Annotated in this window: 19 protein-coding genes, 3 tRNA genes and 4 pseudogenes; 7 read left to right on the top strand and 19 right to left on the bottom strand. The window is 52.6% G+C overall.

Going from position 1 to position 27000, the window contains the following annotated elements; translation table 11 throughout:
• Positions 1-1260, top strand: a pseudogene (locus CRI63_RS15150) (autotransporter outer membrane beta-barrel domain-containing protein); the annotation flags it as partial.
• A 119-nt stretch (positions 1261-1379) separates the two neighbouring features.
• Here the strand turns inward: CRI63_RS15150 and luxS are convergent.
• The 12 genes and pseudogenes from luxS to pncC form a co-directional block, all read right to left on the bottom strand.
• A complete protein-coding gene (gene luxS / locus CRI63_RS15145) occupies positions 1380-1895 on the bottom strand; it encodes an S-ribosylhomocysteine lyase (protein ID WP_001130211.1) in 516 nt (171 codons plus the stop codon).
• 149 nt (positions 1896-2044) lie between these two features.
• Positions 2045-3601: a glutamate--cysteine ligase gene (gene gshA / locus CRI63_RS15140; protein WP_135519997.1), complete on the bottom strand. Its 1557-nt coding sequence runs from the start codon at positions 3599-3601 to the stop codon at positions 2045-2047.
• Between the two features lie 72 nt (positions 3602-3673).
• Positions 3674-4102 carry a YqaA family protein gene (locus CRI63_RS15135; RefSeq protein WP_064529936.1) on the bottom strand — a complete coding sequence of 143 codons (429 nt, stop codon included), beginning with the start codon at positions 4100-4102 and terminating at the stop codon, positions 3674-3676.
• Positions 4099-4665 (bottom strand): fructose-1-phosphate/6-phosphogluconate phosphatase, encoded by a 567-nt coding sequence (gene yqaB, locus CRI63_RS15130; protein WP_135410311.1) that lies wholly within the window; start codon positions 4663-4665, stop codon positions 4099-4101. The genes CRI63_RS15135 and yqaB overlap by 4 nt, the downstream gene beginning before the upstream one ends.
• Positions 4666-4943: 278 nt before the next feature.
• A tRNA-Arg gene (locus CRI63_RS15125) sits at positions 4944-5020 on the bottom strand.
• Between the two features lie 63 nt (positions 5021-5083).
• Positions 5084-5160: transfer RNA gene (locus tag CRI63_RS15120), tRNA-Arg, on the bottom strand.
• A 3-nt stretch (positions 5161-5163) separates the two neighbouring features.
• Positions 5164-5256, bottom strand: a tRNA-Ser gene (locus CRI63_RS15115).
• A gap of 316 nt (positions 5257-5572) precedes the next feature.
• Complete coding sequence (gene csrA, locus CRI63_RS15110; RefSeq protein ID WP_000906486.1) at positions 5573-5758, bottom strand: carbon storage regulator CsrA; 186 nt, start codon at positions 5756-5758, stop codon at positions 5573-5575.
• Between the two features lie 234 nt (positions 5759-5992).
• Positions 5993-8624 (bottom strand): annotated as a pseudogene (gene alaS, locus CRI63_RS15105) (alanine--tRNA ligase).
• A gap of 127 nt (positions 8625-8751) precedes the next feature.
• Positions 8752-9252, bottom strand: coding sequence for a recombination regulator RecX (gene recX, locus CRI63_RS15100; protein ID WP_130221556.1), 501 nt, complete (start codon positions 9250-9252; stop codon positions 8752-8754).
• 237 nt (positions 9253-9489) lie between these two features.
• Entirely contained in the window at positions 9490-10551 is a 1062-nt protein-coding gene (gene recA, locus CRI63_RS15095; RefSeq protein WP_000963153.1) for a recombinase RecA, read from the bottom strand.
• A 79-nt stretch (positions 10552-10630) separates the two neighbouring features.
• The gene (pncC, locus tag CRI63_RS15090) at positions 10631-11128 is read right to left on the bottom strand and encodes a nicotinamide-nucleotide amidase (RefSeq protein ID WP_130214441.1); all 498 of its coding nucleotides are present in this window, start codon (positions 11126-11128) and stop codon (positions 10631-10633) included.
• A gap of 181 nt (positions 11129-11309) precedes the next feature.
• Between pncC and CRI63_RS15085 the strand changes: the two genes are divergently transcribed.
• The gene (locus CRI63_RS15085; RefSeq protein WP_135520005.1) at positions 11310-11549 is read left to right on the top strand and encodes a hypothetical protein; all 240 of its coding nucleotides are present in this window, start codon (positions 11310-11312) and stop codon (positions 11547-11549) included.
• Between the two features lie 38 nt (positions 11550-11587).
• Here the strand turns inward: CRI63_RS15085 and mltB are convergent, their stop codons facing one another.
• Positions 11588-12667 (bottom strand): lytic murein transglycosylase B, encoded by a 1080-nt coding sequence (gene mltB / locus CRI63_RS15080; RefSeq protein WP_130214443.1) that lies wholly within the window; start codon positions 12665-12667, stop codon positions 11588-11590.
• Positions 12668-12920: 253 nt separating this feature from the next.
• Between mltB and gutQ the strand changes: the two genes are divergently transcribed.
• The gene (gene gutQ / locus CRI63_RS15075; protein ID WP_135519995.1) at positions 12921-13886 is read left to right on the top strand and encodes an arabinose-5-phosphate isomerase GutQ; all 966 of its coding nucleotides are present in this window, start codon (positions 12921-12923) and stop codon (positions 13884-13886) included.
• On the opposite strand, the gene norR is transcribed toward gutQ, so the two are convergent.
• Positions 13883-15397: a nitric oxide reductase transcriptional regulator NorR gene (gene norR / locus CRI63_RS15070; protein ID WP_135519993.1), complete on the bottom strand. Its 1515-nt coding sequence runs from the start codon at positions 15395-15397 to the stop codon at positions 13883-13885. The two genes, gutQ and norR, sit on opposite strands and share 4 nt — an antisense overlap.
• Before the next feature lie 186 nt (positions 15398-15583).
• Here norR and norV point away from each other — a divergent pair.
• Positions 15584-17025, top strand: a pseudogene (gene norV, locus CRI63_RS15065) (anaerobic nitric oxide reductase flavorubredoxin).
• On the top strand, positions 17022-18155 hold the full coding sequence (gene norW / locus CRI63_RS15060; protein ID WP_135519991.1) for an NADH:flavorubredoxin reductase NorW: 1134 nt from the start codon (positions 17022-17024) through the stop codon (positions 18153-18155). The pseudogene norV and the gene norW overlap by 4 nt, the downstream one beginning before the upstream one ends.
• 226 nt (positions 18156-18381) lie before the next feature.
• On the opposite strand, the gene hypF is transcribed toward norW, so the two are convergent.
• From hypF to ascG, 3 genes and pseudogenes are all read right to left on the bottom strand, one after another.
• Positions 18382-20634 (bottom strand): carbamoyltransferase HypF, encoded by a 2253-nt coding sequence (hypF, locus tag CRI63_RS15055; protein ID WP_135519989.1) that lies wholly within the window; start codon positions 20632-20634, stop codon positions 18382-18384.
• 152 nt (positions 20635-20786) lie between these two features.
• Positions 20787-21315 (bottom strand): annotated as a pseudogene (gene hydN / locus CRI63_RS15050) (electron transport protein HydN).
• A 148-nt stretch (positions 21316-21463) separates the two neighbouring features.
• Entirely contained in the window at positions 21464-22474 is a 1011-nt protein-coding gene (gene ascG, locus CRI63_RS15045) for a DNA-binding transcriptional regulator AscG (RefSeq protein ID WP_167852315.1), read from the bottom strand.
• Positions 22475-22733: 259 nt separating this feature from the next.
• Here ascG and ascF point away from each other — a divergent pair, with 259 nt between their 5' ends.
• Entirely contained in the window at positions 22734-24191 is a 1458-nt protein-coding gene (gene ascF, locus CRI63_RS15040) for a PTS cellobiose/arbutin/salicin transporter subunit IIBC (protein WP_135519985.1), read from the top strand.
• Positions 24192-24199: 8 nt separating this feature from the next.
• Positions 24200-25624, top strand: coding sequence for a 6-phospho-beta-glucosidase AscB (gene ascB / locus CRI63_RS15035; RefSeq protein WP_135519983.1), 1425 nt, complete (start codon positions 24200-24202; stop codon positions 25622-25624).
• Positions 25625-25737: 113 nt separating this feature from the next.
• Here the strand turns inward: ascB and CRI63_RS15030 are convergent, their stop codons facing one another.
• Positions 25738-26157: a helix-turn-helix domain-containing protein gene (locus CRI63_RS15030; protein WP_135520003.1), complete on the bottom strand. Its 420-nt coding sequence runs from the start codon at positions 26155-26157 to the stop codon at positions 25738-25740.
• Positions 26158-26227: 70 nt separating this feature from the next.
• Entirely contained in the window at positions 26228-26983 is a 756-nt protein-coding gene (locus tag CRI63_RS15025) for a hypothetical protein (RefSeq protein ID WP_135520001.1), read from the bottom strand.
• Positions 26984-27000: the final 17 nt, after the last annotated feature.

Genomic DNA, 27000 nt, shown 5'->3' with positions numbered 1-27000 from the left:
CTGGAAGGGGATAAAAATTGTCGAGGTTGGCNGGCTGTCAGAGGGCGTTTTCAGTAAAGAAGGTCGTATTGTTGCCGGTCCCTATGACTACAACGTGGTAAAAAGCGACAACCAGAACTGGTTTTTAACCAGTGAAATTCCCGCTGGACCGTATACCCCGGTACTCCCCGTCATCCCGGAACCCGATCCCTGAGCCACCTGTAACACCTGAGCCCCCTGTCAACACCAGAACCGCCTGTGACACCTGAGCCACCTGTAACACCAGAACCGCCTGTTAGAAAACATCTGTATCGCCCGGAAATTGGTAGCTATCTGGCCAATATTCAGGCGGCAAATACGCTGTTTAATACCCGGCTGCATGACCGTCTGGGGGAAACACAATACACCGACCTGCTCACTGGCGAACAGAAAGCGACCAGTTTGTGGATGCGTAACATTGGCGGACATAATCGCTTTAAAGATCGTTCGGATGAATTGAGCACTCAGAGCAACCGTTATGTTCTGCAACTTGGCGGCGATCTTGCGCAATGGAGCAGTAACGCACTCGATCGCTGGCATCTCGGCCTGATGGCTGGCTATGCCAACAGCAAGAGTCACACGCACTCCAGCCTGACCGGGTACAACTCACGTGGGCAAATCGACGGCTACAGTGTGGGCGTGTATGGCACCTGGTACGCTAATGAAGCAGACAAAACAGGGACTTATGTTGACAGCTGGTTGCTCTATAACTGGTTTGATAACACCGTCTCCGGCGAGTATCTGCCCAGTGAAAAGTATCACTCTGACGGCATCACCGCCGCCATTGAAGCGGGTTATACCTTCCGTCTCGGTGAAAGCGCTGATGCCCGCACCAGCTACTGGTTGCAGCCCAAAATGCAACTGACGTGGATGGATGTGAAGGCAGACAACCATACGGAAGACAATGGCACGCTTGTTGAGGACAGCACCGAAGGCAACCTGCAAACGCGTCTGGGGGTGAAAGCGTATCTGCAGGGTCATCATGCTATTGATGATCATAAAGAGCGTTCTTTCCAGCCTTTCGTGGAAGCCAACTGGATTTATAACTCCCGCAATTACAGCGTGAAGATGGATCACATCGGCGATGAGATCATCGGCGCACGTAACACTGGCGAGTTAAAAGCGGGGGTGGAAGGTCAGATTACCCCGCATCTGCAACTGTGGGGCAACGTCGCCCAGCAGTTGGGTGACAACGGTTACAGCGATACCCAGGGAATGTTGGGCATGAAATATCTCTTTTAATGCCACTTTGCCACCTGTCACGTACAGGTGGCATGCTCCCTGCGTCAACCAGATAAGCGTAGCGCACCAGGCAAGCCGGACGGTGCTGTTGCATCTCCGGCTGCTTCTGCACTAACCAACTAAATGTGCAGTTCCTGCAACTTCTCTTTGGGCAGCGCCAGTTCTTCATTGCTGTTGATGCGCACGTCACGTTCCAGAATGCTACGCGCAATATCCTGTGCTTCCTGCAAAGAGTGCATCTGGTAAGTACCGCACTGATAGACGTTAAGTTCCGGGATCTGATTCTGATCCTGCACTTTCAACACGTCTTCCATTGCCGCTTTCCAGGCATCAGCGACACGCTGCTCATCAGGCGTACCAATCAGACTCATATAAAAACCAGTGCGGCAGCCCATTGGTGAGATATCGATAATCTCAACGCCATTACCGTTAAGATGGTTACGCATAAAACCAGCAAACAGGTGCTCCAGGGTATGGATCCCTCTTTCTGGCATCACTTCTTTGTTCGGCACGCAGAAGCGAAGATCGAACACGGTGATTGCGTCGCCATGCGGGGTGTTCATTGTTTTTGCCACCCGAACTGCAGGCGCTTCCATCCGGGTATGATCGACTGTGAAGCTATCTAACAACGGCATTTAGCCACCTCCGGTAAATTTTTTTTAAATATTCTGAACTCTTTCTTCCCAGGCGAGTCTGAGTATATGAAAGACGCGCATTTGTTATCATCATCCCTGAATTCAGAGATGAAATTTTGGCCACTCACGAGTGGCCTTTTTCTTTTCTGTCAGGCGTGTTTTTCCAGCCACACCGCAAACGGTTCGGTATCAGCGGCTTCCATTTCCTGCTGACGGCGTTCAGACGCCTCGCGCTCGGCTACAAAATCCTCTTCGCGCAGAATTTCCAGTGGCTCTTCACGCAGAAGATTACGGTAGGCTTCTGCAAACGCTTTACCTGTTCCGCCAATGCCAGTATCAATCATAGACCTTAAGATACGCGCAGAGAAAGTCAGATCAGGATTATCGAAGCAGGCGACCAGTTCATCACACACTTTCTGGTACGCTTCGCCGCCGTTAATGCTATCCAGCGTTTGCGCGACGCGTTTTAGATCGCGGAACAGATCTTTCCCCACCTGCGGCAACGGGAACTGCGCGGTTTCACAACCGATACCCAGCGTAAGGCCCGGTTTACGACCTTCGAGGATCACCCGGTTCCAGTTAACGCGTGTACAGGCAAGTTCGCTACTGCTCATTTCCGGTGCATCAGCCAGCGCACACCAGACCATAAACAGGTCGAGGAAACGCACCTGCTGTTCATCTACACCAATCGGCGAGAACGGGTTGATGTCCAGCGAACGCACTTCAATATATTCAATGCCGCCACGTAACAGCGCATCAGAAGGCGACTCGCCGCTGCGGGTAACGCGTTTTGGACGAATCGGCGCGTACAGTTCGTTTTCAATCTGCAGCACGTTGCTGTTGATTTGCAGCCTCTTACCGTCTTTCTCAATACCAATCTTCGCGTACTCTTCCGATGGCGTTTTGATTGCCTGTTTAAGGCCCGCTACGTACTCGTAAAGATCGTTGAAGGTAATACCAAGATTGCTTTGCGATTTGTTGGTATAGCCAAGATCGCTCAAACGAAGAGAGGTCGCATACGGCAGGTAATACATACCGCACTCGGTTTTCTCAAACGGTAGCGACGTTGGTTTTCCTTGCAGGAAAGAAGAACAAATCGCCGGAGACGCGCCAAACAGATAAGGAATGACCCAACCGAAACGATAGTAATTGCGGATAACGCGGAAATAGCCCGCAGAAATTTTCTCTTTGGCATCAGCGCCCGAGATATCACCGCACTTCGCTTGCCAGAATGCCATTGGCAAAGAGAAATTGTAGTGCACGCCGGAAATGGTTTGCATCAGCGCGCCGTAGCGATTTTTCAGCCCTTCACGGTACAGCGTTTTAAAGCGTCCGGTGTTAGAAGTGCCGTACTGTGCCAGTTCGATGTCCTGACCTTCTGCGATGTAGCATGGCATGCTTAACGGCCACATCCGCTCATCGCCCATATTGCGCGCCGTATAACGATGCAGATCGCGCATAAAGGTCAGCATATGTTCAATATCACCATCCACTGGTGTAATAAATTCCAGCAATGCTTCCGCAAAATCGGTGGTTATCCATTTATGCGTCAGTGCGGAACCTAATGCTTCAGGATGACCTGTTATTGCCAGTGTGCCATCCGCATTAACACGCAAAGTTTCGCGCTCCAGCCCACGCTGTATCCCCTTTAACGCCTGAGGATGTTTTTCCAGCCAGGCCAGCGCCTGTGATACGTCCGGGATCAAATTGACCTCCCGCCTGTCAAAATCGTTTTATTTAGCATAACTGTAATGGTGGCCATGTGTGCAGGCCTACAATTAGTGCCACCACATCATGCCCTGAACGGTAGCTACTGCAATCGCAACATAGCGTAACGCTTTACCAAGGCACAAAAAAAAGATTACTGGTCCCCACGAGATGCGCATCCATCCCGCTAACAGACACAGTAAATCGCCAACCACGGGCATCCAGCTTAATAATAGTGTGATTGCACCATATCGTTTCAGCCAGCCGATGGCTTTCTCTTGCCAGCGCGATGTTTTGCGCAGTGGAAAGAAACGCCCAAGGATAACGTTAGTTAGCCCTCCAAGGCTATTACCCATTGTTGCTGTTAACACTAAAACCCAGGGATGACTTACCCCGGAAAGTAACATTGCAACCAGGACGACTTCGGAATTACCGGGTAATAGTGTAGCGCTGAGGAAACTACTGGCAAACAACGAGAAAAGCGATAAAGCTTCACTCACAGCAAGCGAACATCCACTGCGTCCATGCCTGCAGCGCGAGCCGCCTGAATACCGAAATCAGCATCTTCAAAGACCACACACTGCGTTGGTTGCACGCCCATACGCTGTGCGCACAACAAAAATGTGTCTGGCGCAGGTTTATGGTGTTTGACGTGATCGGCGGCAACGACCGCATCAAAATAACGGCGTAATCCCAGGTGCGCCAGCAATGCCTCAGCGATGGCGCTTTCACTCCCCGTTCCAACAGCCATTGGTCGACGTCCGTGCCAGCTTTTCACAACTTCAATAAGAGGAAGCGGTTCGACGCTATCCAGTAGCATACTTCTTACTGCTTCTGTTTTTTCACGCGCTAACGCATGCGGGTCGAGATCGGCCTGATTCAGCTCAATAATCGCCTGAGCAATACGCCACGTGGGCGAGCCATTAAGCGCAATCATCGCCTGAACATCGTACTGAAGACCGTAATGCCCTAATACTTCGCGCCACGCTTTACGGTGCGTAGGCTCCGTATCCAGGATTGTGCCATCCATATCAAAAATTAAACCTGCATAACGCTCGTACATGGTCTTCTCGCAAGTCGAAAAATATGACGCTACTTTAGCGTAATTGCTTGATTTTGTCGCTGATGGCGAAAGGGAAGATTATTCAGGATATGGATAAAATAGTTATTTAGAAATGAGATATTTTTGAAGGAAATTTTTTGGAGAAGATGGTGCATCCGGGAGGATGACTCACTGGCGTTCGCCCTTCGGGCCGTTGCTGGCGCAACGTTATCCTCCCTGGTGCATACATCAATATTGCAGACCGTGAAGATTATCAATCGTGAGTAATACAGAGAAGATGGTGCATCCGGGAGGATTCGAACCTCCGACCGCTCGGTTCGTAGCCGAGTACTCTATCCAGCTGAGCTACGGATGCATCGGGAAACTTACTTTACTGCAGATTTTTGATACCGCTACTAAAGCTGTATCAAGTAAGAGATGGTGCATCCGGGAGGATTCGAACCTCCGACCGCTCGGTTCGTAGCCGAGTACTCTATCCAGCTGAGCTACGGATGCAAATGGCGGTGAGGCGGGGATTCGAACCCCGGATGCAGCTTTTGACCGCATACTCCCTTAGCAGGGGAGCGCCTTCAGCCTCTCGGCCACCTCACCACACGCCTCTTACGAGTGCTTCAAAGAACTTGTTTATCGCTCATCGTCGCTGCGTGGCGCACATATTACTTTCTGAGACTTATAAGTCAAACAATTTTTCCCACACTTTTATCGTTTGCACACTTCGCGCTCAATTAGTCTGTAAAAAACGTCAAAAAGAGTGTTTTATCAACAGAAAAACAGGCCTCTGACAGGTAGCAGTGATAGAGAAAAATGAAGGCAAAAGTTAAATGAACGGAAGTAACGCGAAAAGAAAATGAAGTGAAGGAGAAATTTTGAGGGTGCGTCTCACCGTTAAAGATGAGACGCGGAAAGATTAGTAACTGGACTGCTGGGATTTTTCAGCCTGGATACGCTGGTAGATCTCTTCACGGTGAACAGAAACTTCCTTCGGGGCGTTTACGCCAATACGTACCTGGTTGCCCTTTACCCCTAAAACTGTCACGGTGACCTCATCCCCAATCATGAGGGTCTCACCAACTCGACGAGTCAGAATCAGCATTCTTTGCTCCTTGAAAGATTAAAAGAGTCGGGTCTCTCTGTATCCCGGCATTATCCATCATATAACGCCAAAAAGTAAGCAATGACAAACACATTACATCTAAGCAGTCATGGCATTACATTCTGTTAAACCTAAGTTTAGCCGATATACACAACTTCAACCTGACTTTATCATTGTCGATAGCGTCGATGCGAATGCCGTGAAGCAAGTCCACGGCATTGCCTGACACTTATATTATTGCAATTTCGCGCTGACCCAGCCTTTCACACTGGCTAACGCTGCAGGTAAGGCCGCAGCATCCGTACCACCGGCTTGCGCCATGTCAGGACGTCCACCACCCTTGCCGCCCACCTGCTGAGCGACCATACCAATCAGTTCCCCTGCTTTCACGCGATCTGTGACGTCCTTAGATACGCCTGCAATCAGAGAAACCTTACCTTCGGCTACCGTTGCCAGCACGATAATTGTCGACCCCAGCTGATTTTTTAAATCGTCAACCATGGTGCGCAACATTTTCGGCTCAACACCGCTAAGCTCACTAACCAACAGCTTAACACCATTAACATCAATTGCCTTACTGGAAAGATTTGCGCTCTCCTGTGCGGCAGCCTGTTCTTTAAGCTGTTGTAACTCTTTTTCCAGCTGACGCGTACGTTCCAGTACTGAGCGCACTTTATCAGCCAGATTATTGCTATCGCCTTTCAGCAGATGCGCGACTTCGCTTAAGCGATCGCTGTCTGCATGAACGGTGGCGATAGCACCTTCTCCGGTTACCGCTTCGATACGACGAACGCCTGCAGCAGTACCCGATTCAGAAATGATACGGAACAGACCAATATCACCGGTGCGGCTGGCGTGAGTACCACCACACAGCTCGGTGGAGAAATCGCCCATGCTCAGCACACGTACACGTTCATCATACTTCTCGCCGAACAGCGCCATCGCACCTTTCGCTTTCGCCGCGTCGAGATCCATGATGTTGGTTTCAATAGGCAAGTTACGACGAATCTGCGCGTTCACCAGATCTTCGACAGCACGAATCTCTTCTGGTTTCATCGCTTCGTTATGCGAGAAGTCAAAACGCAGCACCTTGTCATTAACCAGCGAACCTTTCTGGGAGACATGAGTACCCAGAACCTGACGCAGTGCAGCGTGCATCAGGTGCGTTGCGGAGTGATTCAGACGAATACGAGCGCGACGAGCTTCATCTACATCTGCCTGTACCGCGTCGCCCACTTTCAGAGAACCCGCAGCAAGTTTACCGATGTGACCAATCGCCTGGCCATATTTCTGCGTATCTTCCACCGCAAAGGAGAAGTTAGCGCCTTTCAGTTCGCCTTTATCGCCAACCTGACCGCCGGATTCTGCATAGAATGGCGTTTGATCCAGCACGACCACAGCTTCCTGGCCTGCATTGATGGCATCAACCGCTTTACCATCAACAAACAGCGCGGTCACTTTGCCGTTCAGTTCCAGATGGTCATAGCCTTTAAATTCAGATGCGCTATCAACACGGATCATCGCGTTGTAATCGGCACCAAAGCCGCTGGCTTCGCGCGCACGACGACGCTGCTCTTCCATTGCTGCTTCAAATCCAGCTTCGTCAACTTTGATGTTGCGCTCACGGCAAACGTCAGCCGTCAGGTCAACCGGGAAGCCGTAGGTGTCGTACAGGCGGAAAGCAGTTTCGCCATCCAGCGTATCACCAGAAAGTTTTGCCAGCTCTTCATCCAGCAGCGCCAGACCGCGCTCCAGAGTACGGGCAAACTGCTCTTCTTCAGTCTTCAGCACCTGCTCAACCTGCGCCTGCTGGCGCTTCAGGTCTTCACCCGCAGAGCCCATAACGTCGATCAGCGGACCAACCAGTTTGTAGAAGAAGGTTTCTTTCGCGCCCAGCATATTACCGTGACGCACTGCGCGACGAATGATACGACGCAGTACATAACCACGGTTTTCGTTGGACGGCATTACGCCATCCGCGATCAGGAACGCACAAGAACGAATGTGGTCAGCGATAACGCGCAGCGATTTATTGCTCAGATCGGTCGCGCCAGTCACCTTAGCCACCGCCTGAATCAGCGTACGGAACAGGTCGATATCATAGTTGGAGTTTACGTGTTGCAGCACGGCGGCAATACGCTCCAGACCCATACCGGTATCTACAGACGGCTTCGGCAGCGGTTCCATCGTGCCATCTGCCTGGCGGTTGAACTGCATGAAGACGATGTTCCAGATCTCAATGTAGCGGTCGCCGTCTTCTTCGGGGCTTCCCGGAGGGCCACCCCAAATGTGGTCGCCGTGATCGTAGAAGATTTCGGTGCACGGGCCGCACGGACCAGTGTCACCCATCTGCCAGAAGTTGTCAGATGCGTATGGCGCACCTTTGTTATCGCCGATGCGAATAATACGTTCGCGCGGGATCCCTACTTCTTTTTCCCAGATTTCGTAGGCTTCGTCGTCGCTTTCATAGACGGTAACCCACAGACGCTCTTTCGGCAGGGCAAACCATTTTTCGCTGGTCAGCAGTTCCCATGCAAACTGAATGGCATCGTGTTTGAAATAGTCGCCGAAGCTGAAGTTGCCCAGCATTTCGAAGAAGGTATGGTGACGCGCGGTGTAACCGACGTTTTCCAGGTCGTTGTGTTTACCACCCGCACGCACGCAGCGTTGGGAAGTGGTAGCGCGGGAATAATTACGCTTGTCGAGCCCAAGGAAGACATCCTTGAACTGGTTCATCCCGGCGTTGGTAAACAACAAAGTTGGGTCGTTATGGGGTACCAGGGAGCTGCTGGCAACTACCTGATGTCCCTTACTATGGAAAAAAGTCGAGAAACGCCTGACGGATCTCAGCGGTGCTCTTGCTCATAATTATCCTGAAATCAAGCTAACGAAATATCGCCACCAGCTACAGCGTGTTTTAACCGCCGGGCTGGTAACTGAAAAGTGGGAATAAGATAAGTTTTCTTGACTGGGAAGTAAAATACCGTATGCGTTCAGTCGGCAAAATTTCGCCAAATCTCCTGGATATCTTCCATCAGATAGCCACGATAGAGCAGAAAACGCTGGATCTTAACTTTTTCTGAAAAGACAGTTGGCAAAGGTTCGCCATATTTTCGCGTCGCCTGATCGCGCGCCAGTGCGCACCAGTCGATGTCACATTCACGCATCGCTTTTTCTGTCGCTTCGCGGGAAATACCTTTCTGATTCAGTTCCTGACGAATACGCGCAGGCCCATAACCTTTGCGGCTACGGCTGGCGATAAAGCGCGCCACAAATCGGCTGTCATCGAGATAGCCATGTTCATGGCACCAGGCAATAACGCGCTCGTAATCTTCTGCCGTGGCATCAATCTCTTCCGGGCCATTTTTGCCCATAATCGGTGCCGCGAGTTTACGTCGCAGTTCTTGCTCACTGTGATCACGCACCGCCAGAATGCGTACCGCTCGATCCAACAGACGAGCATATGCCGGGCGACGGGATGTTGAGTCTGTCATGGCATATCCTTAAAACTTAAAAAGCAAAAGGGCCGCAGATGCGACCCAGGTTTTGCTGACAAAGTGGCGTTGTTCATGCCGGATGCGGCGTGAGCGCCTTATCCGTCCTACAAACCGTGCAACTTCAATACATTGCAGAGAACATGTAGGTCTGATAAGCGTAGCACATCAGGCAATTTTGCGTTTGTCATCCGTCTCAGAGTCGCAGATGCGCCCCTTGAGTATCAAACAAGACGATTAAAAATCTTCGTTAGTTTCTGCTACGCCTTCGCTGTCATCTACAGAGAAATCCGGCGTTGAGTTCGGGTTGCTCAGCAGCAACTCACGTACTTTCTTCTCGATCTCTTTCGCAGTTTCTGGGTTATCTTTCAGCCAGGCAGTCGCATTCGCTTTACCCTGGCCGATCTTCTCACCTTTATAGCTGTACCACGCGCCAGCTTTCTCGATCAGCTTCTCTTTCACGCCCAGGTCAACCAACTCGCCGTAGAAGTTGATACCTTCACCGTAGAGGATCTGGAATTCAGCCTGTTTAAACGGCGCTGCAATTTTGTTCTTCACCACTTTCACGCGGGTTTCGCTACCCACTACGTTTTCGCCCTCTTTCACCGCGCCGATACGACGGATGTCGAGACGAACAGAGGCGTAGAATTTCAGCGCGTTACCACCGGTAGTGGTTTCCGGGTTACCGAACATCACACCAATTTTCATACGGATCTGGTTGATGAAGATCAGCAGCGTGTTGGACTGCTTCAGGTTACCCGCCAGCTTACGCATCGCCTGGCTCATCATACGTGCTGCAAGGCCCATGTGAGAGTCGCCGATTTCACCTTCGATTTCCGCTTTCGGTGTCAGTGCCGCCACGGAGTCAACGACGATAACGTCTACTGCGCCAGAACGCGCCAGAGCGTCACAGATTTCCAGTGCCTGCTCGCCGGTGTCCGGCTGGGAGCACAGCAGGTTGTCGATATCGACACCCAGTTTACGTGCATAGACTGGGTCCAGCGCGTGTTCAGCATCGATAAACGCACAGGTTTTACCTTCGCGCTGGGCAGCGGCAATCACCTGCAGCGTCAGCGTGGTTTTACCGGAAGATTCCGGCCCGTAGATTTCGACGATACGGCCCATCGGCAGACCACCTGCCCCAAGCGCGATATCCAGTGAAAGCGAACCAGTAGAGATGGTTTCCACATCCATGGAACGGTCTTCACCCAGGCGCATGATGGAGCCTTTACCAAATTGTTTCTCAATCTGGCCCAGTGCTGCCGCCAACGCTTTCTGTTTGTTTTCGTCGATAGCCATTTTTACTCCTGTCATGCCGGGTAATACCGGATAGTCAATATGTTCTGTTGAAGCAATTATACTGTATAGTCATACAGTATCAAGTGTTTTGTAGAAATTGTTGCCGCAGCGTATTTAAGGCATAAGCCGTCGCCTTACGACGCACGGCATCGCGGTCGCCGCTAAAGCATTCCCGGCGGGTAATGCCTTCGCCGCGGGCTGTGGCAAAAGCAAACCAGACGGTGCCGACAGGCTTCTCTTCGCTGCCGCCATCCGGTCCGGCGATGCCACTGATAGCAACCGCATAATCAGCACGAGCCGCTTTCAGTGCGCCTATCGCCATTTCCACCACGACAGGTTCACTCACCGCGCCATGCTGCGCCAGCGTCTCTTCGCGTACGCCGATCATCTGCGCTTTGGCTTCGTTACTGTAGGTGACAAATCCGCGTTCAAACCAGGCGGAACTGCCGGCAATATCGGTAATCACTTTCGCTACCCAACCGCCAGTACAGGATTCAGCGGTTGTTACGGTTGCGCCACGGGATTTCAGCGCCAGCCCTACCTGCTCGCTTAACTGCATCAGTTCACTGTCAGTCATCACAACCTCTGTCAGTCAAAAAATTTATGCCGGACAAGATAGCACTTTCCCGCAGAAGATGGGGATCAGCGATTCATTTTACGAGTCGCATTCCGAAATAAGACTGTTGCGGCCAACCGGTAAAGAAAAACGCTACCATGCAGCGTTCATATTGCCAGGTATTCACAGGGAGAGAAAAATAATGACAACAAAGAAAACGGATAACACCCCTCAAAACGTGCTTAAACAGACCACGCAAATGCGTATGTGGGTCATCATTGGTGGTATCAGCGCACTGGTTTCAGTGATATGTAAGATTTTATCTTCTGGCTATCTTGAACCTTTCGACTTCGGTCAGGCTGCGTTAGGCGTTGTCTGCCTGGGATATGCGAAATCGCTGTCAAAAAAAATCAGGCAATTACGTCATTCGAATAAACAGTAAGAAAGCAGAGGGAAGTTTAACCTCCCTCTTGCAGATAGTTACTGTACGCGCGCCAGCGCCACGGCTTGTCCTAACTGCCAGACCGCCATTGCGTAATGTGTGCTGTGGTTATAACGGGTAATGGTGTAGAAGTTCGGCAGACCGTACCAGTACTGATAACCTGTTCCAACATCCAGACGCAGCAGGCTGGCCTGTTGATGGTTGCCCAGCGACTGCTGTGGCGTTAAACCTGCCGCAGCAAGCTGAGAAATGCTGTACTTGGTTTTGAAACCATTTGGCAAGCCTGGGGCCTGGCCGTTTGCCATCACCGCAACCTGATCGCCTTTCACCCAGCCGTGCGCTTTGAAATAGTTCGCCACGCTACCGATCGCATCAACCGGATCCCACAGGTTGATATGCCCGTCGCCGCTGAAATCTACCGCATATTGTTTGTAAGACGACGGCATAAACTGTCCGTAGCCCATCGCCCCGGCAAAGGAACCTTTCAGATTGAGCGGATCGTCCTGCTCGTCGCGCGCCATCAGCAGGAAGGTTTCCAGCTCGCCAGAGAAATACTCCGCGCGGCGTGGGTAGTTAAATGACAGCGTTGCCAGCGCATCGAGGATGCGGGTTTTCCCCATCACGCGCCCCCAGCGGGTTTCAACGCCGATAATCCCGACGATAATTTCCGGCGGTACACCATACACCTGCCACGCGCGATTCAACGCATCTTCATACTGATTCCAGAAAACCACACCGTTCTGCACGTTGTCCGGCGTAATAAATTTTTTGCGATAACGCAGCCATGCGCCGTTCGGACCTGATGGCGGTTTCACCGATGTGGTTGGTGCCTGGTTATCCATCAGCCGCAGTACCGAATCCAGACGTTTCGCCTGAGAGAGAATTTCCTGCAACTGCTGACGATCGAAACCGTGTTTGTTCACCATTTTGTCGATGAACTGCTGCGCATTGGGGTTATTGGCGAAATCTCCGCCCATCTGCATCACATTGTGCTGCGGCTCAAGCAGGAAGCCGCCGGACGGCGTTCCGGTGGTTGTCTCAGTCGGTTTTGGCTTGCTGCTACAGGCGGCAAGTAACACAAAAAGGGGAAGCAATGTTACATAACGATGCTTGAACATGAGGGGTCCATTTAACAAATTCAACCAGGGGCAAGTATGGTAAAGCATCCCGCCCAGCACAAGGAAGCGGTAGTCTGTTTTCGGCACTCAATTTCTCTTTAGTCTCTTCTTTCAGTTCATATTTTTTCTTAAAGTATGTTGTAACTAAATTCACATATGTTGTTTCCCTTCCCATAGCGCTGGATAATGAGCGCTCATTCCGGCCATCAATCCCTGGCTGGAATAAATAAATGGACCTTAACCGGAGAGAGCAATGAGTGAAGCACTACTGAACGCGGGACGTCAGACGTTAATGCTGGAGTTGCAGGAAGCAAGCCGTTTACCGGAACGTCTGGGCGATGATTTTGTTCGCGCCGCCAATATCATCCTGCACTGCGAAGGCAAAGTGGTGGTTTCGGGAATTGGCAAATCGGGCCACATTGGTAAGAAAATCGCCGCAACACTCGCCAGTACCGGCACACCGGCTTTTTTTGTCCATCCGGCAGAAGCACTGCACGGCGATCTGGGGATGATCGAAAGCCGCGATGTGATGCTGTTTATCTCTTACTCCGGTGGCGCGAAGGAACTGGATCTCATTATTCCGCGTCTGGACGATAAATCTATCGCGCTGCTGGCGATGACCGGCAAACCGACGTCACCGCTGGGCCTGGCGGCGAAAGCGGTGCTGGATATCTCCGTAGAACGCGAAGCCTGCCCGATGCACCTTGCGCCGACCTCCAGCACTGTGAATACCCTGATGATGGGTGATGCGCTGGCGATGGCGGTCATGCAGGCGCGCGGATTTAATGAAGAAGATTTTGCCCGCTCCCACCCTGCTGGCGCACTGGGCGCTCGCTTGCTGAATAAAGTGCATCATCTGATGCGCCGTGATGACGCTATCCCACAGGTGACGTTAACCGCCAGCGTGATGGATGCGATGCTGGAACTCAGCCGCACCGGTCTGGGGCTGGTGGCGGTATGTGACGCTCAACAACAGGTACAAGGCGTCTTTACCGACGGCGATTTACGTCGCTGGCTGGTAGGCGGCGGCGCACTCACCACGCCAGTGAATGAAGCGATGACGACAGGCGGCACCACATTACAGGCACAAAGTCGCGCCATCGACGCCAAAGAAGTTCTGATGAAGCGCAAAATCACTGCCGCACCGGTGGTGGATGAAAACGGCAAACTCACCGGCGCGATTAACCTGCAGGATTTCTATCAGGCCGGGATTATTTAATCCTTCAATCCCAGACGTTTCGCCAGCCGATGCAGGTTGGCGACGTCAGTTTCCAGCATTCGCGCGCAGGCAGCCCAGTTGTTATGATTTTGTACCAGTGCCTGTCGAATGGTTTCACGCTGGAACGCTTCTGTCGCTTCACGCAGATTTTGCTTAACGACGGGCGTTGTCATCACTTCTGGCGGCGGCAATGCCTCCTCAGGAAAAGCAAAATGTTGCGCCTCAAGAATCACTTCATCGCCGCTGCGAGTGGCTCTCGCCAGCACTACCGCCCGATGAATAGCATGTTCCAGTTCGCGCACGTTCCCCGGAAAACTGTAGTGTTGCAGTAATTTTCGCGCCCCGGCACTTAATACCACGCGGGAGAGCCCCAGCCGCAAACGACACTGCTCGCAGAAATACCCCGCCAGCAGAATGACATCATCGCCCCGCTCACGCAGCGGCGGCACCGAAAGCGGAAACACGCTCAGGCGATGGAACAAATCGGCGCGGAATCGCCCTGCCAGCACCTCTTCGCGCAAATCGCGGTTAGTCGCCGCCAGCACGCGCACATCGACCCGCAAACTGCGGTCATCACCAACGCGCTGAATATCGCCATACTGCAACACCCGCAGCAGCTTGGCCTGCAATGCCAACGACAACTCGCCGATCTCATCGAGAAACAGCGTGCCGTTATCCGCCATTTCAAACTTCCCGCTGCGGTTACTGATAGCGCCAGTAAACGCTCCTTTCACATGCCCGAACAACTCACTTTCCGCCACACTTTCCGGCAGTGCGGCACAGTTGAGATAGACCAGCGGATTCACCGCCCTTGGCGAGGCTTCATGAATCGCTTTCGCCACCAGCTCCTTACCGGTTCCCGTCTCACCGCTGATCAGGACGTTGAGATCGGACGCCGCCACAATCTCAATCTCTTTTTTCAATTGCGTCATACCTGGCGACAGACCGATCATCTGCGTCTGTTTCACCGCTTCAAACGGCGCGGCATCACCTGGCAGCATATTCTGGCTTTCCAGTTGTTCAATCAGCAACGCATTGCTTAACGCTCCCGCCGCCAGTGCGGCAATCAGCCGTAACTCTTCGTCGCTGAAAACATCGAACTGATCGGGCTGCATCCCGTCGAGCGTCAGTGCGCCGATCAAGTTTTGTCCGGCAAACAACGGCAGGCCAACGCAGGCGTGAACCTTCAGACTCTCCTGCCCGGGAATCAAACCGTCATAGGGATCGGGCAATTCGCTGTCTGCGGGAAAGCGCACCACGTCCCCAGCGCGGGCAATCGCTTCCAGCCGAGGATGCCCTTCCAGCGCAAAGCGTCTACCGAGTACATCCTTCGCCAGCCCGTCGATGGCAAGCGGAATAAACTGCCGCGAGTCGTAACGTAGCAACGCAGACGCATCGCACTCCAGCACCTGACGCAGCGTGGTGATCAGGCGCTGAAAACGATCCTGATGACCAATCCCACGCTGCAATTCGATGGCGATATTCGCCAGCACATCAACGGAAAAACTCATCTTTGCCTCACTGTCAATTTGACTATTGATATTGTCATATTGACCATTTTATTGATAGTCATTTTGACTACTCACTAATGAGCATAAATTAATTTATACATTAAAAACAATCAGATAAAAAACTGGCACGCAATCTGCAATTAACAAGACATCTTTTTAGAACACGCTGAATAAATTGAGGTTGCTATGTCTATTGTGGTGAAAAATAACATTCATTGGGTGGGTCAACGTGACTGGGAAGTACGTGATTTTCACGGCACGGAATATAAAAACGCTGCGCGGCAGCAGCTACAACAGCTACCTCATCCGCGAAGAAAAAAACAGTGCTGATCGACACCGTCGACCATAAATTCAGCCGCGAATTTGTGCAGAACCTGCGTAATGAAATCGATCTGGCGGATATCGATTACATCGTGATTAACCATGCAGAAGAGGACCACGCCGGGGCGCTGACCGAACTGATGGCGCAAATTCCCGATACGCCGATTTACTGTACTGCCAACGCTATCGACTCGATAAATGGTCATCACCATCATCCGGAGTGGAATTTTAATGTGGTGAAAACTGGCGACACGCTGGATATCGGCAACGGCAAACAACTCATTTTTGTCGAAACGCCAATGCTGCACTGGCCGGACAGCATGATGACTTACCTGACAGGCGACGCGGTGCTGTTCAGTAACGATGCTTTCGGTCAGCACTACTGCGACGAGCATCTGTTCAACGATGAAGTGGATCAGACGGAGCTTTTCGAGCAGTGTCAGCGTTACTACGCCAATATCCTGACGCCGTTCAGCCGCCTGGTAACGCCGAAAATTACCGAGATCCTGGGCTTTAACTTACCAGTCGATATGATAGCGACCTCTCACGGCGTGGTATGGCGCGATAACCCGACGCAAATTGTCGAGCTGTACCTGAAATGGGCGGCGGATTATCAGGAAGACAGAATCACCATTTTCTACGACACCATGTCGAATAATACCCGCATGATGGCTGACGCTATCGCCCAGGGGATTGCGGAAACCGACCCGCGCGTAGCGGTGAAAATTTTCAACGTCGCCCGAAGCGATAAAAACGAAATCCTGACCAATGTCTTCCGCTCAAAAGGCGTACTGGTTGGGACTTCGACGATGAATAACGTGATGATGCCGAAAATCGCCGGGCTGGTGGAGGAGATGACTGGTTTACGCTTCCGTAACAAACGCGCCAGTGCTTTCGGCTCTCACGGCTGGAGCGGCGGTGCGGTGGATCGTCTTTCCACGCGCCTGCAGGATGCGGGTTTCGAAATGTCGCTTAGCCTGAAAGCCAAATGGCGACCGGACCAGGACGCTCTGGAGTTATGCCGTGAACACGGTCGCGAAATCGCCCGTCAGTGGGCGCTCGCGCCGCTGCCGCAGAGCACGGTGAATACGGTGGTTAAAGAAGAAACCTCTGCCACCACGACGGCTGACCTCGGCCCACGGATGCAGTGCAGCGTCTGTCAGTGGATTTACGATCCGGCAAAAGGCGAGCCAATGCAGGACGTTGCGCCAGGAACGCCGTGGAGTGAAGTTCCGGATAGCTTCCTCTGCCCGGAATGCTCTCTCGGCAAAGACGTCTTTGACGAACTGGCATCGGAGGCAAAATGAGCAACGGCATTGTGATCATTGGTTCGGGCTTCGCCGCCCGCCAACTGGTGAAAAATATTCGCAAACAGGACGCCAGTATTCCATTAACTCTGATTGCCGCCGACAGCATGGATGAGTACAACAAACCTGATCTCAGCCATGTTATCAGCCAGGGGCAACGTGCCGACGACCTTACCCGCCAGACGGCAGGTGAATTTGCCGAGCAGTTTAATCTGCGCCTGTTTCCGCACACCTGGGTGACGGATATCGATACCGAGGCCCATGTGGTGAAAAGCCAGAATAATCAGTGGCAATACGACAAGCTGGTGCTGGCAACCGGTGCCAGTGCCTTTGTCCCGCCAGTGCCTGGGCGTGAGTTAATGCTGACGTTAAATAGTCAGCAAGAGTATCGCGCCTGTGAAACACAACTGCGGGATGCCCGACGCGTGTTGATTGTTGGCGGTGGTTTGATTGGTAGTGAACTGGCGATGGATTTTTGTCGGGCAGGCAAAGCGGTCACGCTAATCGACAACGCTGCCAGTATTCTGGCGTCGTTAATGCCACCGGAAGTAAGCAGCCGCTTGCAGCATCGGTTGACGGAGATGGGCGTTCATCTGCTGTTGAAATCTCAGTTGCAGGGGCTGGAAAAAACGGATTCTGGCATTCTGGCAACGCTGGACCGCCAGCGTAGCATCGAAGTGGATGCGGTAATTGCCGCCACCGGACTGCGCCCGGAAACAGCCCTGGCACGACGCGCCGGGCTGACGATTAATCGCGGCGTTTGCGTCGATAGTTATCTGCAAACCAGTAATGCCGATATTTACGCTCTGGGCGATTGCGCGGAAATTAACGGTCAGGTATTGCCGTTCCTCCAGCCGATTCAACTTAGCGCGATGGTGCTGGCAAAAAATCTTCTCGGCAATAACACGCCGCTGAAACTACCGGCGATGCTGGTGAAAATCAAAACGCCGGAATTACCGCTGCATCTGGCAGGCGAAACCCAGCGTCAGGATTTACGCTGGCAGATTAATACTGAACGCCAGGGAATGGTGGCGCGCGGCGTTGACGATGCTGACCAGCTTCGCGCCTTTGTGGTCAGTGAGGATCGGATGAAAGAGGCATTTGGATTGTTGAAAACATTGCCGATGTAGGTGGGCTACTGTGCCTAAAATGTCGGATGCGATGCTGGCGCATCTTATCCGACCTACGGGGAGCGCATGTGTTGGTCACATAATGCGTTCATGTCGCATCCGCCTACTGTGCCTAAAATGTCGGATGCGACGCCGGCGCATCTTATCCGACCTACGGGGAGCGCACGTGTAGGCCGGATAAGGCGTTTACGCCGCATCCGGCAATGGTGTCCAAATGCAACACGCTTTATCCGTTCTGGACTTCACCCGCTAACCAACGAGCCGCAGCAATAACCCCCTGCCCCAGAGACAAGCCGCCATCACCCGCCGGTAAACTCTGCGGAAAGAGCAACGTGAAATCTGCGAGATAATGCGCCAGACGTGCACGCAGCAAACGGTTATGAATAACCCCGCCGCTAAATACCAGCGTAGTGATACCACGCATCGTGGCCTGCTCACGCATCAACGCGGCAAAACCCTGCGCCAGCGCATCATGAAACGCCCACGCACGTTGATTAACCGGAGCCTGCCAGTTCAGCCACTGCTGCCAGAAGGTGGCGAGATCCAGTTGATTGTCCACCAGCGGCATCGTCACCGGATGCGTCACTCTGTGGCACGAAGCTGCGAGTGCCTCCAGAGCACAAGCCGCTTCACCTTCATAACTTAACGTGGCTGGCGCACAGCCCAGCGCCGCCGCTACGGCATCGAACAAACGTCCACACGATGATGCCTGCGGCGCGTTAATTCCACGCTCAATGGCCCGCGCCAGCACGCTCCAGTTTTGCTGTTGCACACTTGCCGTTTCAGGGTAATTCTGCCACTCCGGCACAAAGCGCAGGCACTGCGCCAGCAGGTTACGCCACGGCTGCTTTGCAGCCAAATCGCCCCCCGGAAGCGCCACCGCAGGCAAGCCGCCCAGGTGCTCACATTCGCGATAGTTCACCCGCAGGCATTCGCCGCCCCACAAAGCGCCGTTCTCCCCCATACCGATACCGTCGAGCGTCAACGCAATGACATCACCGCCATCCAGAGGCCAGTGGTGTTCTGCCAGACACGCCGCTGCGTGGGCATGATGATGCAGCACCGTTTGCGTCGGCAGATTCATTTCACGCGCCCACTGGCTGGAGACATAGCCCGGATGCGCATCATGCACAACGTATTGCGGGGTAAAATCGTAGATGTTTTGCATCAGGCGTAACGCTTCGCGCCACTGCATCTGGATGCCATCGTCACTTAAATCGCCCAGATGCTGACTCAACACCGCTTGTTCACCGCGCACCAGGCAGAAGGTATTTTTCAGATCCGCGCCGAGACACAGCACAGGCGGAACATTTTTAAAGCCCGGAGGCAAAGCCAGCGCATCCGGCACATACCCCCGCGAACGGCGCAGCATTTCGCCGCTTTCGCGCACCACTGAATCATCCATCCGCTGCACGATGTCGCGGTTATGTATCAAGAATCCGTCGGCAATGCCCTGCAAATCCAACAACGCCTGTTCGTTGCTGATAGCCGGTGGTTTACCGCTCAGGTTGCCGGAGGTCATCACCAGCGGGCATTGCAGTTCCTGTAACAGCAAATGTTGCAGCGGATTAGCCGGGAGCATTACGCCCACTTCATTAAGGCCAGGGGCGATATCATCACAAAGCTCAGGTACGTATTTTTTATCCACCAGCACAATCGGCGCGGCGGGCGTGGTAAGCAACTGGCGCGCAGCGTCTGGTAAACCTTCTGCCACTGGCAACATGACCGCCAGCGGTTTCGCCGGGCGATGTTTGCGCGCCCGCAGTGTCGCCACCGCGTTACTGTTACGTGCATCGCAGGCAAGATGAAATCCGCCAATCCCTTTGATGGCGACAATGTTGCCCATTTTTAACTGTGCGATAGCTGCCTGTAATGCCGCCTCTTGTTCTGCATGTTCACCATGACTTACCCATTCAAGATGTGGGCCACACTCCGGGCAGGCCACCGGCTGGGCGTGGAAGCGACGATCGAGCGGGTCGCGGTACTCTTTATCACAGGCCGGACATAGCGGAAACGCCGCCATCACGGTAAACGGGCGGTCGTAAGGCATCGCGCGAATAATGGTGAAACGCGGGCCACAGTGAGTACAGTTGATAAACGGATAACGATAACGCCGTTCGCCTGGGGTATTCATTTCGGCAAGGCAAGCAGGGCAAGTGGCGGCATCCGGGACAATTTGCGTATTCATGGTGCCGCCTGTGCTATGGCGGATGGTGAACTCGGTGGGCGGCTGTGGCCAGATAAACGGCTCACGCTCGACGCTATCAATACGCGCCAGCGGTGGGCAGTGCTGATGCAATTGAACAAGAAACGTTTCCGGGTCTTCCAGCAACCGGACTTCTACGCCATCGCCGTCATTACAGACATCGCCGTGAAGATTTAATTGCTGTGCCAGCTGCCAGACAAACGGACGAAAACCGACGCCCTGCACTTTGCCACGAATACGCAGTTGGACACCGCAAGATGTGTTTTTTGCCATTGAGTTATTCCCGCCATCATGAATTGCGTAACCCGTCCAGCCGGACACGACAGCGTCGCATCCGGCAGTCACAGGTCGGCGATACCGCCCGCTCCGTATTCTACGAATATTTCCGGGAATTCCTTTGATGCCAGAACAGTTCTGTAAGATTTTTAGAACATCAGCGCCGTACGGCGACGTTTTTTCTGCGCTCAGTTGTTCAAGTTTATTACGATCGACACAAATCAGCGCATGAGTCGGGCAAGCCGCCATACACGCCGGGCCGTCTTCACGATGGTTGCACAGGTCGCATTTATTGGCTTCAGCTTTGTCAGCCCGTACATTCAGCCCCGCGCCGCTGTTGCGAATCACCGGACGTACCACCACTTCCATCGCGCCATACGGGCAAGCCACAACGCAGGTTTTGCAACCAATGCAACGTTCCTGCATGACATGAACAAACCCTTTATCACGGCTGATAGCACCATTCGGGCAGACGTTAGCGCACGGTGCATCTTCACACTGACGGCAGACTGTCGCCGTGGAAATGTTCACACCTTTAATGACATGGATACGCGGTAAAAATGTTTCCGGGGTCAGCGATGCACAGTCCTGATTTTCCTGATGAGAAACCACGCACGCCACTTCACAGGTACGGCAACCAATACATTTACTCGCGTCAGCAATGATGAAACGGTTCATCAAATTCTCCAGCAATGACAGTTAATGCGCCGATACATTCACAAATCATGCCAGTTTTTAATTCACTGTTATTTAAGGAAATTAATTTCTGTAATGCAGGAAAAACGATGTCATCGACACTAGTGACGATGACATGTGATGACAATGTTTACCGCGAAAGGGCAATGAGTGAGTCGCGGCAGATCAATTTTCCGCTGAAGGTTTTCGGCGGTGAGAAATCCCCGCCATCGAGCATAAAAATCAGCCGTCCAATAATTTCCTGAATCATCTCAGTCACCGGAATTTTTACGCTGGAGAGCGCCGGAACGATATAGGGGGCAATTGCGATATCATCAAATCCGATAACTGACACCTGCTCTGGCACCGCTACGCCGCGCTCGTGCAACGCTTTCATCGCACCTATCGCCATATCGTCGTTACTGGCAACTAACGCGCTAAATTTAGCCCCACGTTCGAGCAACGTTTCTACCCCTTCGGCCCCGCTGGCGGGCGTCCATTTACCGTTAGCGATAAGTTTTTCATTGAGCGCAATACCATGCTGCGACAGCGCGTCTTTATACCCGGCAAGACGTTCAATGCTGGTGGGAGAATCCATCGAGCCGGTAAGGAAAGCAATCTCCTGATGTCCGGCGTTTATCAACTCTGCCACGGCGTTAAAGCTGGTCTGTTTATGATCGCACCAGACGCTATGGCTGCTGTTTTTGCGCAGGCGGCGATTAAGCACCATTATCGGCTGACTGTGCGCGTCAATAATGTCATCAATCTCATCCACGCTTAAAAAACGCGGGTAAATCATAATGGCGTCGCAGCGCAAATCCAGCAGATACTGAATCGCCTGGCGCTCTTCTTCGGCGCTATGTTTGCCATCTGCCAATAGCAACTGTCGCCCTTTCTCTTCCGCCATTCGCGCGGCATGAAACAGTAATTCACTAAAATAAATGCCATGGTAAAGCGTGTTGGTCACTACCAGCCCCAGCGTCTGAGTACTCTTCGCCGACAGATTGCGCGCCAGCAAGTTTGGACGGTAACCGCTCTCTTCTACCGCCTGAAACACGCGATCTTTAGTTTCCTGGCTGACGTAGCCATTACCAGAAAGCACGCGGGAAACGGTCGCTTTTGAAACCCCGGCGCGCTTCGCCACTTCCAGCATCGTCGTCATCATTTTCATCCCTTTACACGCAATCAACGCAGTGTACTGCACCGTTTGCCGATTGTCCTTGCGCAATCAGCGGGAAAAATATTCAGGTGACCGGTTTCACAAATATAAAAAATGAACAATTCACTCTCTTGCTTATTTTTTGACAACTATTCATGATTTTGTGAAACCGGTTTCTTAATTCCGTTTCAGCATCGGCATTTTTCCGTCACGTCGACTGATAACAACTACATCTACCCTACTGATAACAGGATAAAATCCGATGGCCAAAAATTATGCGGCGCTGGCACGCTCGGTGATAGCGGCACTGGGCGGCGTTGATAACATCTCGGCGGTCACGCACTGTATGACGCGTTTGCGCTTTGTTATCAAAGATGATGCGCTTATCGACAGCCCGACGTTAAAAACCATCCCCGGCGTGCTCGGCGTGGTACGTAGTGACAACCAGTGTCAGGTGATTATCGGCAATACCGTTTCACAAGCCTTTCAGGAAGTCGTCAGCCTGCTGCCGGGAGATATGCAACCCGCCCTGCCCGTGGGTAAACCCAAACTCACGCTGCGTCGCATTGGTGCGGGGATCCTCGATGCGCTGATCGGCACCATGTCACCGCTGATCCCGGCGATTATCGGCGGATCGATGGTCAAACTGCTGGCGATGATCCTCGAGATGAGCGGCGTGCTGACAAAAGGATCGCCGACCTTAACCATTCTGAATGTGATTGGTGACGGTGCTTTCTTCTTCCTGCCGCTGATGGTCGCGGCATCTGCCGCCATCAAATTTAAAACCAATATGTCGCTGGCGATTGCCATCGCGGGTGTGCTGGTACATCCGAGTTTTATTGAACTGATGGCGAAAGCGGCCCAGGGGGAACATGTCGAATTTGCCCTGATCCCGGTCACCGCGGTGAAATACACCTACACGGTGATCCCGGCGCTGGTGATGACCTGGTGCCTGTCATATATCGAACGCTGGGTGGACAGCATTACACCGGCGGTGACCAAAAACTTCCTCAAGCCGATGCTGATTGTGTTGATTGCCGCACCGCTGGCAATCCTGCTAATTGGCCCGATTGGTATCTGGATCGGTAGCGCCATTTCGGCGCTGGTTTACACCATTCATGGTTATCTGGGCTGGCTTTCAGTCGCCATTATGGGCGCACTGTGGCCTCTGCTGGTAATGACCGGGATGCACCGCGTCTTTACGCCAACCATCATTCAGACCATTGCCGAAACCGGCAAAGAAGGGATGGTCATGCCGTCAGAGATCGGCGCTAACCTGTCGCTGGGCGGTTCATCACTGGCGGTGGCGTGGAAAACGAAAAACCCGGAACTGCGCCAGACGGCGCTGGCAGCGGCGGCATCAGCCATTATGGCGGGGATTTCCGAACCGGCGTTATACGGCGTGGCTCTTCGCCTGAAACGTCCGCTTATCGCCAGTCTTATCAGCGGTCTTATTTGCGGCGCGGTTGCCGGTATGGCGGGGCTTGCCAGCCACTCAATGGCAGCGCCGGGGCTATTTACCAGCGTGCAGTTCTTCGATCCGGCGAATCCAATGAGCATCGTCTGGGTGTTTGCCGTCATGGCGCTGGCGGTGGTGCTGTCGTTTATCCTCACACTGTTGCTCGGCTTTGAGGATATTCCTGTTGAGGAAGCGGCTGCCGAGGCGCGAAAGCATCAGAGCGCACAACCGACCGTCGCCAAAGAAGTAAGTCTTAATTGAGGATGAAAATGTCAGTATTTCCGCAAGGTTTTTTATGGGGCGGCGCGCTTGCCGCCAACCAGTCTGAAGGCGCGTACCGTGAAGGCGGCAAAGGGCTGACCACGGTCGATATGATCCCACACGGCGAGCATCGAATGGCGGTGAAACTGGGGCTGGAAAAACGTTTTCAGTTGCGCGATGACGAGTTTTATCCCAGCCATGAGGCGACGGATTTTTATCATCGTTATAAAGAAGATATCGCCCTGATGGCAGAGATGGGATTCAAAGTGTTCCGTACCTCAATTGCCTGGAGCCGCCTCTTCCCGCAGGGCGATGAAATCACGCCCAACCCGCAGGGCATTGCTTTTTATCGTTCTGTCTTTGAAGAGTGTAAAAAGTACGGTATCGAACCGCTGGTCACGTTGTGCCACTTCGATGTGCCGATGCATCTGGTCACCGAATATGGCTCCTGGCGTAACCGCAAGCTGGTGGCGTTTTTCAGCCGCTACGCCCGGACCTGCTTTGAAGCATTTGATGGTCTGGTGAAATACTGGCTCACCTTTAATGAAATCAACATTATGTTGCATAGCCCGTTTTCCGGCGCGGGTCTGGTGTTTGAAGAAGGGGAAAATCAGGATCAGGTGAAATATCAGGCCGCGCATCACCAACTGATTGCCAGTGCATTAGCCACCAAAATCGCCCATGAGGTTAACCCGCAAAATCAGGTGGGCTGTATGCTGGCGGGCGGTAACTTCTACCCTTACAGTTGCAAGCCGGAAGATGTCTGGGCGGCGCTGGAGAAAGACCGGGAAAACCTGTTTTTTATCGATGTGCAGGCGCGGGGCGCGTATCCGGCTTACTCTGCCCGCGTATTCCGCGAAAAAGGGGTAACCATCGACAAAGCACCTGGCGATGATGAAATCCTGAAAAATACCGTCGATTTTGTCTCTTTCAGCTATTACGCCTCGCGCTGCGCCTCGGCGGAGATGAACGCCAATAACAGCAGTGCGGCGAACGTGGTGAAATCGCTACGTAACCCGTATCTGCAAGTGAGCGACTGGGGGTGGGGTATTGATCCACTCGGTCTGCGTATCACCATGAATATGATGTACGACCGTTATCAGAAACCGCTGTTTCTGGTGGAAAACGGCCTGGGCGCAAAAGATGAATTTGCTGCCAATGGTGAGATTAACGATGACTATCGCATCAGCTATTTACGCGAACATATCCGCGCAATGGGCAAAGCGATTGCAGACGGCATTCCGCTGATGGGCTACACCACCTGGGGCTGTATTGATTTGGTTTCCGCCTCAACGGGTGAAATGAGCAAGCGCTACGGTTTTGTCTACGTAGACCGTGACGACGCAGGCAACGGTACGCTGGCGCGCACGCGTAAGAAATCGTTCTGGTGGTATAAAAAAGTGATTGCCAGTAACGGTGAAGATTTAGAGTGAGTAACAGTGCCGGATGCGGCGTGAACACCTTATCCGGCCTACGTGTCGCACGAACCATGTAGGCCCGATAAGCGCAGCGCATCGGGCAATCTGGGGGCTGGCATCAGTCAAAATCAAAGAAACCATTCCGGCTTAACGCCAAATCGGGCTGAAAGTGCCTTAATGTGGGATATCGTCAGGGATCGTTGTCCAGACAAAATCTGACTGACCAGGGATTTAGAGCCGATTTCGTTCTTCAAATCCGCATAGGTCAGATTATGTTGATCAATCAACGTGCGAAGTAACGCCACGCCAACCGGCATTGCAGCAACGGCTTTGTCGAACTCTGCAAACTTTTCGTGGTTGTTTTCATACTCTGCAATGCGGCTCGCCAGAAAGTCGATAAGTGGATTGGTGTCATCTTCTTCAATCAAAAATTCGACCAGTTCCAGTGCTTCACGATAATCATCTTCTGAGTCACTGCTTCCCAGAAAGGGGACTGCATTGACCAGTTCTCTTGTTGCTTTAACAGCGCGTGCAGCATTAGCAGTCATTCTTTGTTCTCTCTGTAGTAACGTGAAGTCTGTCTGCACGTAATCCCCCTCATAGCCACTCTGCAAAAAGTCAGTTCTGGTTCACCCCATCAAGCACATCCCCCTTTATCAAGCAACGCTGCGTCAGCGCCAGATCTTCCGTTTGCGGGTCGCGTCCGGCGATGGGTTTGAGGAGGAGTTTACGGTTGGGGGTATAAGTAAAGCGCGTGAGCGCGGGATAGCTTAACTTGCCAAACCAGCCGTGAACACGCTGCCATTTGGCGTCTTTTACCTGATACAGACTGGTTATCCAGTAACCAGAATTAAACTGCATATCCAGCAATTGCGTGTGACCATTCCTTTGTAAATCCAGCAAATCATCAATGCCAGTTTCACTTGCGGTATAAAAACCATCGGACTGAAAAACACACGGGCGACCTTTCTGATTAAAGGTCATCAGAATCAAAAACGCGTTAGGTGCCAGACCATTTCCTGAAATACCCCGCCAGATAACCAGATCCTGAATGCCGTTACGATCAAGATCGGCACGGTAAAGTTGCGCATTACCCGCCATATTTTGCAGCACCCCCACAGGCACAGACCAGGATTTACCGGCGCGATCTTTACCGTTCAATTGCCATTCACTATCATCGTTTGGCATCTTTTCAAGCGTCACGCCAGCAACGCCCACTTTTATAAAATGCCAGGTTTTCTCGGCATCATAAGGCATGGTCAGGAGAGGTTTCAGCACCCGCTTTTGCGCATATTCGCCGTCACTCATCGGCAGATATTCGGTAAAGCTGGTGGCCTGTGCAGGCAGCACCAAGCTCAATAAAAAAGCGCACATCCCTGTTCTGATGTTCA

Source organism: Escherichia sp. E2661, from assembly GCF_004745185.1.
Taxonomy (GTDB): domain Bacteria; phylum Pseudomonadota; class Gammaproteobacteria; order Enterobacterales; family Enterobacteriaceae; genus Escherichia.
Note: the sequence above shows the minus strand (reverse complement) of the source record. Positions and strands in the feature narration are given on the sequence as shown.

Coding starts and splice junctions, on each gene's coding strand:
- ascG (WP_167852315.1), bottom strand. CDS start 22,474: ATGACGACGATGCTGGAAGTGGCGAAGCGCGCCGGGGTTTCAAAAGCG.
- pncC (WP_130214441.1), bottom strand. CDS start 11,128: ATGACTGACAGTGAACTGATGCAGTTAAGCGAGCAGGTAGGGCTGGCG.
- csrA (WP_000906486.1), bottom strand. CDS start 5,758: ATGCTGATTCTGACTCGTCGAGTTGGTGAGACCCTCATGATTGGGGAT.
- CRI63_RS15030 (WP_135520003.1), bottom strand. CDS start 26,157: ATGACTGCTAATGCTGCACGCGCTGTTAAAGCAACAAGAGAACTGGTC.
- ascF (WP_135519985.1), top strand. CDS start 22,734: ATGGCCAAAAATTATGCGGCGCTGGCACGCTCGGTGATAGCGGCACTG.
- recX (WP_130221556.1), bottom strand. CDS start 9,252: ATGACAGACTCAACATCCCGTCGCCCGGCATATGCTCGTCTGTTGGAT.
- gutQ (WP_135519995.1), top strand. CDS start 12,921: ATGAGTGAAGCACTACTGAACGCGGGACGTCAGACGTTAATGCTGGAG.
- mltB (WP_130214443.1), bottom strand. CDS start 12,667: ATGTTCAAGCATCGTTATGTAACATTGCTTCCCCTTTTTGTGTTACTT.
- CRI63_RS15025 (WP_135520001.1), bottom strand. CDS start 26,983: ATGTGCGCTTTTTTATTGAGCTTGGTGCTGCCTGCACAGGCCACCAGC.
- norR (WP_135519993.1), bottom strand. CDS start 15,397: ATGAGTTTTTCCGTTGATGTGCTGGCGAATATCGCCATCGAATTGCAG.
- ascB (WP_135519983.1), top strand. CDS start 24,200: ATGTCAGTATTTCCGCAAGGTTTTTTATGGGGCGGCGCGCTTGCCGCC.
- hypF (WP_135519989.1), bottom strand. CDS start 20,634: ATGGCAAAAAACACATCTTGCGGTGTCCAACTGCGTATTCGTGGCAAA.
- CRI63_RS15085 (WP_135520005.1), top strand. CDS start 11,310: ATGACAACAAAGAAAACGGATAACACCCCTCAAAACGTGCTTAAACAG.
- yqaB (WP_135410311.1), bottom strand. CDS start 4,665: ATGTACGAGCGTTATGCAGGTTTAATTTTTGATATGGATGGCACAATC.
- norW (WP_135519991.1), top strand. CDS start 17,022: ATGAGCAACGGCATTGTGATCATTGGTTCGGGCTTCGCCGCCCGCCAA.
- luxS (WP_001130211.1), bottom strand. CDS start 1,895: ATGCCGTTGTTAGATAGCTTCACAGTCGATCATACCCGGATGGAAGCG.
- recA (WP_000963153.1), bottom strand. CDS start 10,551: ATGGCTATCGACGAAAACAAACAGAAAGCGTTGGCGGCAGCACTGGGC.